Source organism: Arthrobacter sp. Hiyo1, from assembly GCF_001263615.2.
In the GTDB taxonomy this organism is placed as follows: Bacteria; Actinomycetota; Actinomycetes; order Actinomycetales; family Micrococcaceae; genus Arthrobacter.
In genome coordinates this window covers 7,876-10,484 of sequence record NZ_DF952485.1, presented here as the reverse complement: position 1 = coordinate 10,484, position 2,609 = coordinate 7,876, and the positions used below count along the sequence as shown (strand labels likewise).

Below are 2,609 nucleotides of genomic sequence, written 5' to 3'. Positions count from 1 at the left end.
TGTGGGCGTGGGTTGCATGGCCGGCGTCGGCGATTCCTTGAAGCGCAGCGTTCATGGGCATGCCCCAAATCTACCGAACGGCGATGCCCGTGAACTTCAGCCGATGCTCGCGAGCACCTCTCCGCGCCCGACGGCGATGCCCGGCTCGTATGGACCGCGCGCCACAGTGCCGGAACGGTGGGCCGGGACAGTGGTTTCCATCTTCATGGCTTCCAGCACGGCCACGGGTTGCCCGACTTCCACAGCCGCACCGTCCTCAACCAGCCACTTCACCAGCGAGCCGGACATCGGCGAAGCGAGCCCGGCGTCGTCGGCCACCACGGGGGCCGAAACCGCAGCCTGAGAACCGCCGCCACCGCTCATCAGCGCTTCGAACAAGCGGAGGGGGAGCCCAAGCTGCACCGCCTTGCCGTCCAGCTCCACCGTGAACGTGCTGCGTTCGGAGCCTGGGGCCACACGGGCGATCTCTGGGGAGGCGGCCAGCTCTTCGGCGAACTCGGTCTCGATCCACGTGGTGTAGACGCCGAGCTTGTCCTCCGAGGTGAAGGCCTCGTGGCGGACCACGGCCCTGTGGAAGGGCAGCACGGTGGGCAAACCCTTGATCTGCATCTCGTCCAGGGCAACCCGGGCGCGGCGCAGGGCCTGCTGACGGTCCTCGCCCCGGACGATCAGCTTGGCCAGGAGGGAGTCATATTCTCCGGGAACCACTGATCCGGAGCGAACCCCCGAGTCCACGCGGATGCCCGGACCGGTGGGCGCTTCGAAGACGTCCACCGTGCCAGGGCCCGGCAGGAAGCCGCGTGCCGGATCTTCGGCGTTGAGGCGGAACTCGAAGGCGTGTCCTGTGGGCTCAGGATCCTCGGTCAGGGAGAGGATGCCGCCCGCGGCGATCCGGAACTGCTCGCGGACCAGGTCCACCCCGGAGGTTTCTTCAGTGACGGGATGCTCTACCTGCAGGCGCGTGTTGACCTCCAGGAAGGAGATGGTGCCATCCACGGCCACGAGGTATTCCACGGTTCCGGCACCGTAGTATCCGGCCTCGCGGCAAATGGCCTTGGCCGATTCGTGGATGAGCGTGCGCTGTTCAGGGCTCAGGAAGGGTGCGGGCGCCTCTTCGACGAGCTTCTGGTTGCGACGCTGCAGGGAGCAATCGCGGGTTCCGAGGACCACCACGTTGCCGTGCATATCGGCCAGGATCTGCGCCTCGACGTGCCGCGGTTGGTCCAGGAAGCGCTCCACGAAGCATTCGTCGCGTCCGAAGGCCGCCTTGGACTCACGCACGGCGGATTCGAAAGAGTCCTCGATGTCCTCCAAGCGGCGCGCAATCTTGAGCCCGCGGCCTCCCCCGCCAAAAGCAGCTTTGATCGCCACTGGCACGCCGTGTTCCAAGGCGAAGGCAAGTACTTCAGCGGCGTTGGCCACAGGACCGTCGCTGCCCGGGACAAGCGGAGCCCCAGCGCGGACGGCGATCTCGCGGGCCGTCACCTTATTGCCCAATTCCCGGATGGACTGCGCGGCGGGGCCGATCCACGTGAGGCCGGCGTCGATCACGGCCTGGGCGAAGTCGGCGTTCTCGGACAAGAATCCATATCCGGGATGCACGGCATCGGCACCGGCGCGGCGGGCGACGTCGATCAGCTTGGCGATGTCCAAGTACGTCTCCGCGCCGGTGGAACCGCCCAGTGCGTACGCTTCGTCGGCAAATCGCACGTGGAGGGCATCGGCGTCGGGGTCCGAATACACGGCAACGGACTCCAAGCCCTCGTCGGAGCAGGCGCGGGCAATCCGCACGGCGATCTCGCCGCGGTTGGCGATCAGGACCTTTTTCATGGCTGGGTTCCTTCGGGGACAGCGCCGGTAACGGCAGTTTCACGTGGTTCAAGGGTTGCGGGGTCCACGATCGTGAACCGCACGCTATGGCCGGGCGGCAATTGCGCCGCCGTCGGAAGGTCTTCGGGTACGACGACGGCAATCACCGGATAGCCGCCCGTCACCGGGTGGTCGGCCAGGAAAAGGACCGGGTGGCCGCTGGGTGGAACTTGGAGTGCGCCGGCAACCGTGCCTTCACTCGGGAGCTCGCCGGTGCCGCTATCGGGGTTTCGTTCGAGGGAACGGCCTCCGGCGGGCTCAAGCCGCACACCGATTCTGTTGGACTGCTCAGTGGTGATCCAATCCTGCCCCGTGAGCGCCCCCAGGCCCGGGAATCAAACCAGTCGTCCCGCGGGCCCAAGGTAATCCGCAGTTCCGCTGATCCCTTTCCTAGCCGGAGCGTGGATTCCTCGGGAGCGCCAACCATCTGGAACAGCGGCGCTCTTCCCACCGGCAGGCGGGTCCCGGCCGACAGTGGTGCGGGACCGATTCCGGACATCGAGTCGCTTGAGCGGCTGCCGAGCACCGGATCAACATCGATCCCGCCGCGGACGGCAAGGTAACTGCGGGCCCCGAGGGTCGGCTCTCCCAGGCTGAGCGTTTCGCCGTCCAGGAGGGCGAAGGGCGCGCACATTGCGGCGCGGCGGGCCGGCGCCCCCGATGCATCGCGGATTTCCATGGGACAACTGCCCGGCAACCGCGAGTACCTGGTCGCCGATGGTCCGGACCGTGAGTTCGCC

2 protein-coding genes and 1 pseudogene are annotated in these 2,609 nt (G+C 67.2%); all 3 read right to left on the bottom strand.

The window, feature by feature from the left end:
• Positions 1–96: 96 nt before the first annotated feature.
• Positions 97–1,830 carry an acetyl/propionyl/methylcrotonyl-CoA carboxylase subunit alpha gene (locus AHiyo1_RS23725; protein WP_059390257.1) on the bottom strand — a complete coding sequence of 578 codons (1,734 nt, stop codon included), beginning with the start codon at positions 1,828–1,830 and terminating at the stop codon, positions 97–99.
• A complete protein-coding gene (locus AHiyo1_RS27685; protein ID WP_445286258.1) occupies positions 1,827–2,195 on the bottom strand; it encodes a hypothetical protein in 369 nt (122 codons plus the stop codon). The genes AHiyo1_RS23725 and AHiyo1_RS27685 overlap by 4 nt, the downstream gene beginning before the upstream one ends.
• A gap of 59 nt (positions 2,196–2,254) precedes the next feature.
• Positions 2,255–2,503, bottom strand: a pseudogene (locus tag AHiyo1_RS27680) (urea amidolyase); the annotation flags it as partial.
• Positions 2,504–2,609: the final 106 nt, after the last annotated feature.

What these genes read in the sequence shown, in the direction of transcription:
- AHiyo1_RS23725 (WP_059390257.1), bottom strand. Translation starts at nt 1,830, where the DNA reads ATGAAAAAGGTCCTGATCGCCAACCGCGGCGAGATCGCCGTGCGGATT.